Raw genomic sequence first — 6,213 nt, forward strand, 5'->3', positions numbered from 1 at the left:
AAAAGATTGGCATTATTGTACGGGAAATAAAATTTTTTCGTCAGCGATTGGTTAAACTTTCTTAAAATAATATTGTGAATTTATTCAGTAAAATTACAGAAATTGGAATATTTCATCTTACAATAGTCAGATAAATACAAACCTGGATAAGAAATGGCAAGTGGCTTACTTTTATTACTAGATGATATTGCAACAATTTTAGATGATGTCGCTTTAATGAGCAAAATGGCAGCAAAGAAAACTGCTGGTGTTTTAGGTGATGATTTGGCTTTAAATGCACAACAGGTAACAGGTGTGCGAGCAGATCGTGAATTACCTATTGTGTGGAAGGTCGCGAAAGGTTCTTTAGTTAATAAGCTTATTTTAGTTCCTTTAGCTTTATTAATTAGCGTTATTGCACCTTGGCTGATTAACCCGCTCTTGATGCTAGGTGGCTTATTTTTATGTTATGAAGGCGTTGAAAAAGTTCTTCATACAATTACGCATAAAAAAGCTTCGACCTCTGAGGAAGCAGAAAAAGAATTTAATAATGAAGAGCTAGATCTGGCTACTTTTGAGAAAGAGAAAGTAAAAGGGGCTATTCGAACAGATTTTATTTTATCAGCTGAAATCGTCGTGATCTCGTTAGGTACGGTGGCGACTGCTACATTATTAACTAAAGTTAGCGTTCTTAGCATTATTGCAGTTGTGATGACACTTGGCGTTTATGGCTTGGTTGGCGTGATTGTTAAGATTGATGATTTAGGATTATATTTAACAAAACAAGCTGCTTCTTTCAAACAAACTCTAGGACGTGGTTTACTTGCTTTTGCTCCTCTTTTAATGAAGCTACTTTCTATTGTTGGAACTATTGCAATGTTCTTAGTAGGTGGAGGGATTATTAATCATACGATTCCTTTACTTCACCATGTTACTGAAGATACGGTTGATCAGGTAGAAACTATACCAGCAGTAGGAAATATTATTGGTGCTTTAACACCGACATTAATGAACTTTGCGATTGGTATGATTGCTGGTGCAGTTGTGTTGCTTGTGGTGAGTTTAATACAGAAAATGTGGCCAAAAGCTTCTGACTAATCAGGCCATTTAAAAAGAAGAGGGAAGTTATGCGTTGGAGAGATCGTAGAGTCAGTACCAATGTTGAGGACCGTCGAGGTGGGGGCGGCGTTAAAGCAGGTGGTATTAGTATTATTGGTTTGGTTGTAGCATTTGTCGCATGGAAATTTTTTGGCGTTGATCCACAAATGGCTTATCAGGCAACGCAGCAGGTTACTGCTTCACAACAATCAAATGCAACTTCACCAGAAAGTTTAACGCCTGAGCAAAAAGAAGCGTCAGATTTTGTTGGAACTGTGTTAGCTGATACAGAAGATACGTGGACACCTATATTTAAGCAGTTAGGTAAAACTTATACACCGCCAAAGTTGGTTTTATTTAGTGGAGTGACTCGCTCAGGTTGTGGTACCGCTCAATCTGCTATGGGACCCTTTTATTGTCCAGCTGACCAGAAAGTTTATATTGATACCGAATTCTTTAAAGATATGCGTGAGCAAATGGGTATCTCGGGTGAACAAAATAAATCAGAGCTTTCTCGCCAAGATGAGGCAGGAGATTTTGCCCAAGCCTATGTTGTTGCTCATGAAGTCGGTCATCATGTTCAAACCTTGCTTGGTATTTCTTCTCAAGTGCAACAAGCGCGTTCGCAAGTTAGTCAAAGAGAGGGCAACCAGCTATCTGTTCGTCAAGAGTTACAAGCCGACTGTTTAGCAGGTATATGGGCAAATCATAATCAACAACGTACTCAGTTTTTAGAGTCTGGTGATGTTGAAGAAGCAATGGATGCAGCTCAAAAAATTGGTGATGACTATTTGCAAAAACGTGCAACTGGCCAAGTCGTTCCTGATAGCTTCACTCATGGTACGAGTGAGCAGCGGATGCATTGGTTTCAAGTGGGCTTAAAGTCTGGTGATATCAATCAATGTGATACTTTTAATAATTCTATCTAATGCGAAAGATGAGTTTGTTAAAGCATTTTTAATAGACTCATCTTTTTAATACCCCTCTGATTCATAATTAATGTTAAGAAATTTAACTGATCGATAGAATGATTAAAGTAATTCGTTAAACTTATATTTCAATTTTTAACTGTTTGGGCACATATAAAGTGCCTATTTTGTCATTCTGTTCAGTTCAGCTATCTAGGTTTTCTTATTTGGTCATTGACCCAGAAGAAGGGTGTTCATGGGTAATTTTTTCTTATTACAAGCACTTACGGTTGTATTTGCCTTATCAATTGCAACCACTATATTCAATAAGCGTATTTTAGGCTTCCCTCAAGCTATTGGCGTGCCTCTTGTTTCTGCAATTTTTGTCTTTATTTTGCAATGGGGAGCCAGTCTCTTAAATGGTAATCAGTTTATTACTATTAATATTCATAATATTGAAGAAGCAGTACGTCATATCGATTTTTATGACTTTTTAATTAATGGCGTCATCTGTTTTATTCTGACATCTTCTGCACTGAAATTTAAAATTTCAGACTTAAGAAGTTATTGGAGACAAATTAGTATTCTAGCGACTATTGCGCTAGTTATCTGTGCGGTATTGTTTGGTGGCTTACTTTACGGCTTCCAATTGCTGGTTGGTCATCATGTGCCAATTTTAGTTCTTCTATTATTAGGCGCGGCATTGGGTGCAACAGACCCGATCGGTATTAAAGGCGTTTTAAGTTCAATTCGTGCACCCCATCATCTTATTGTCAAATTAGAGGGTGAGTCTTTATTTAATGATGCGATGTGTATTGCATTATTTATGACTCTACTGAATGTTTTACAAGGTGAGCATTTTTCATTAGTTGCGACATTAGAAGCTTTGCTTTATGAAATTGTGGTTGCTGTCGGTATTGGATGGGCATTTGGTATAGGAACATTACGCCTATTACGTGGTAAGCACGAAATGGAATCTCTGATCTTAACAACCGCCTTACTTGCTAGCGGAGCATATTTGGTTGCTTTATTTGCTCATGCATCTGCACCGATTGCTTGTGTTATTGGCGGTTTAATCGTTGGTAATAAGTGGAAAGAAATCCGCGAAGAGCGCGAGATTAGGGAAGTTAACCATTTTTGGCATACTGTAGAAGGAATTATTAATTCATTCTTATTTACTTTAATTGGTCTTGAGTTATTTATTCTTGATTTAAATTTTAGCCTGATTTTAGGCGGGATAGTCGCTTTCTTTATTTTGCATATTTCTCGCTTTGCAGCAAATTTTATGTCTTTTGCTTTCTTTCCGACAATGCGTAAGACCAAAAGCTACAATGGTAGTTTAACCATTTTGTCTTGGGGTGGGGTACGAGGAGGGATTTCACTTGCTTTAATTTTGGCAGTCGCGAATATTCCAGCACTTAGCCCTTATAGTAGTATTCTGATTGGATATACTTTTATTAGCGTATTGTTATCTGGTGTGGTGTGTGGTCTTGGCCTACCAGCGGTAATGAATGCATTTTATTACAATCCTAATGAAGAAACAGAAGGCCTTAAAGGTTTTTACCAGAAACTATGCCATAAAATGAACCGCCGTGGCTTTCAATATATCGTAGGGGAAGACGCATTAGGAAGAGAAACGATTACTATCTTTAATCCCGATGTAATCGTTGACCAGAAAACAGAAGATGGTATTGCAACTATGCATGATCCGAATAAGTTGCAAGAAGTAAAACGTTTTGAGAGTCCAGATAATTTTTAAATAAACTTAAAGGTATTTTTATTTAAATTAAAAAATAAGGCTTTAGTGTAATAGTAAAATATTAACTAAAGCCATTTTTCTGCATATTATTAATTAATAATATATTTTATTTTATTAAGATATTGAAACTTGTTATATAAAACTTTTAATTAAAATAATTTTCAACAAATATTGGATAATAAAAAATTAAATTTATTTTATAAATAATATAGTTAGTTCTTGTTTTATAGGAATTATGAAAAATAAAAGACAAAATTTTATTTATATAAAATTTGTATTAATTAAATTTTTTTCTTTAAGGACTTTAGTATTTATTTTTTTTATTTTAAAGTGGGTAATGTAAAAATGATCACATTACTTAATGTTTTTAAGTTGTAGGTCAAAAACTCGAAAACATTAAGTAAAAAGAATTATACAAAAATCATTTAAATCAATAATATAAAAGGAATGAACATATGCCTGAGATACAAATTATTGCCAAGGACAGTCACAAAACCTTGGTAACAACAGAGGGAACTTCTGCAAAACTTTCAGAAGCATCAGTTGTGTTGGTAAAAGTGGCTGCCAGTGATGTATTGGTAGTAAATAGGGAGGGTACCAATGCAGTAATTCGCCTAAAAAATGGTGAAACTATTGTTATTGAAGGCTTCTTTAGTGGAACAGCTGAGCCAGCCGATAATAGTCTTGTTTTTCAAGACCAAAATGGCCAACTCATTTGGGCAAAATTTAAAGATGCCGAAAATGATGCGGATGCTGACAGCGATGCAGATGCGGATGCTGACAGCGATGTAGAGCCGCAAGCGCTTTTAGGTGAAGATTTACCAGCAGCTCTACCAGCAGAAGCACCGCAGGCATTAGTGTCTGATGTTATTTACCAACCTATTTCTTCAATTCAGCCATTACTTTATCACGATGCAGGTGTGAACCCATGGTTGTGGGCAGCAGTACCTCTTGTTGCAGGTGGTATCATTGCTGCTGCATCAAATAGTGGTAGCAGTAATGACTCTTCTCCTGCAGATACTACGCCGCCAAATACAAATGGCGTTACTTTCTCTGTTGATCCTGTAACTTCAGATAATATTATTAATTCAACGGAAGCTGCGGGTAATGTTACTGTTACGGGTAGTTTAAAAAATATTCCGACAGATGCTGCAAATACTGTCGTTACCGTAGTTGTTAATGGTGTAACTTACACTGCAAATGTAGACAAAGCAGCAGGTACGTGGAGTGTAGTTGTACCAGGCAGTGGATTAATTGCAGATAGCGATAAAACAATTGATGCAAAAGTTACTTTTACTGATGCAGCAGGTAACAGCAGCAATATTAATGAGTCAAAATCTTATACAGTAGATACGACAGCCCCAACTGCACCGGTAATTGATCCAATCAATGCGACCAATCCAGTCACAGGTACAGCAGAACCAGGTTCAACTGTTAAAGTGACTTTCCCAGATGGTACGACAGCAACTGTAGTTGCGGGCCCTGATGGTAAATGGACTGTGCCGAACCCAGGTGATCTTAAAGATGGTGATAAAGTTACAGCTATTGCAACCGACCCTGCTGGTAACCCATCAACTCCTTCAACTGGTACAGTAGATACAGTTGCACCATCTGTGACTGTCACCACGACATTAACCAACGACAGTACACCTGCATTAAGCGGTACAGTGAATGATCCAACTGCAAAAGTGGTTGTGACTGTAGACGGTGTGAACTATCCGGCAACCAATAATGGCAACGGCACCTGGACACTTGCAGACAATACGCTTCCAGCGTTGACCGATGGTCCACACACCGTGACTGTGACTGCAACAGACCCTGCAGGTAATGTAGGTACAACAAATGCAGTGGTGACTATCGATACCACAGCTCCAACTGCACCGGTAATTGATCCAATCAATGCGACCAATCCAGTCACAGGTACAGCAGAACCAGGTTCAACAGTTAAAGTAACTTTCCCTGATGGTACGACAGCAACTGTCGTTGCAGGCCCTGATGGTAAATGGACAGCGCCAAACCCAGGTGATCTTAAAGATGGTGATAAAGTTACAGCTATTGCAACCGACCCTGCTGGTAACCCATCAACTCCTTCAACTGGTACAGTAGATACAGTTGCACCAACTGTGACTGTCACCACGACATTAACCAACGACAGTACACCTGCGTTAAGCGGTACAGTGAATGATCCGACTGCGAAAGTGGTGGTGACTGTAGATGGTGTGAACTATCCGGCAACCAATAATGGCAATGGCACCTGGACACTTGCAGACAATACGCTTCCAGCGTTGACCGATGGTCCACACACCGTGACTGTGACTGCAACTGATCCTGCGGGTAATGTGGGTACAACAAATGCAGTTGTAACTATCGATACCACAGCACCAAATGCACCGGTTCTTGATCCAATCAATGCCACTGATCCAGTGACAGGTACAGCAGAAGCGGGATCAACCGTGACTGTGAGCTTCC

At 38.5% G+C, this 6,213-nt stretch carries 4 protein-coding genes; all 4 read left to right on the forward strand.

Features of this window, described 5'->3' with window-relative positions:
• Window positions 1-153: 153 nt before the first annotated feature.
• The gene (locus RMA95_RS07885; RefSeq protein ID WP_311070068.1) at window positions 154-1,077 is read left to right on the forward strand and encodes a DUF808 domain-containing protein; all 924 of its coding nucleotides are present in this window, start codon (window positions 154-156) and stop codon (window positions 1,075-1,077) included.
• 29 nt (window positions 1,078-1,106) lie between these two features.
• Window positions 1,107-2,006 (forward strand): neutral zinc metallopeptidase, encoded by a 900-nt coding sequence (locus RMA95_RS07890; protein WP_311070069.1) that lies wholly within the window; start codon window positions 1,107-1,109, stop codon window positions 2,004-2,006.
• A gap of 235 nt (window positions 2,007-2,241) precedes the next feature.
• The gene (locus tag RMA95_RS07895; RefSeq protein ID WP_002051161.1) at window positions 2,242-3,744 is read left to right on the forward strand and encodes a sodium:proton antiporter; all 1,503 of its coding nucleotides are present in this window, start codon (window positions 2,242-2,244) and stop codon (window positions 3,742-3,744) included.
• A 455-nt stretch (window positions 3,745-4,199) separates the two neighbouring features.
• On the forward strand, window positions 4,200-6,213 hold a 2,014-nt coding region (locus tag RMA95_RS07900; protein ID WP_311070070.1), incomplete at its 3' end, for an Ig-like domain-containing protein.

Source organism: Acinetobacter sp. V110_1, from assembly GCF_031798975.1.
GTDB lineage: Bacteria > Pseudomonadota > Gammaproteobacteria > Pseudomonadales > Moraxellaceae > Acinetobacter > Acinetobacter nosocomialis_A.

Coding starts and splice junctions, on each gene's coding strand:
- RMA95_RS07895 (WP_002051161.1), top strand. CDS start 2,242: ATGGGTAATTTTTTCTTATTACAAGCACTTACGGTTGTATTTGCCTTA.
- RMA95_RS07885 (WP_311070068.1), top strand. CDS start 154: ATGGCAAGTGGCTTACTTTTATTACTAGATGATATTGCAACAATTTTA.
- RMA95_RS07890 (WP_311070069.1), top strand. CDS start 1,107: ATGCGTTGGAGAGATCGTAGAGTCAGTACCAATGTTGAGGACCGTCGA.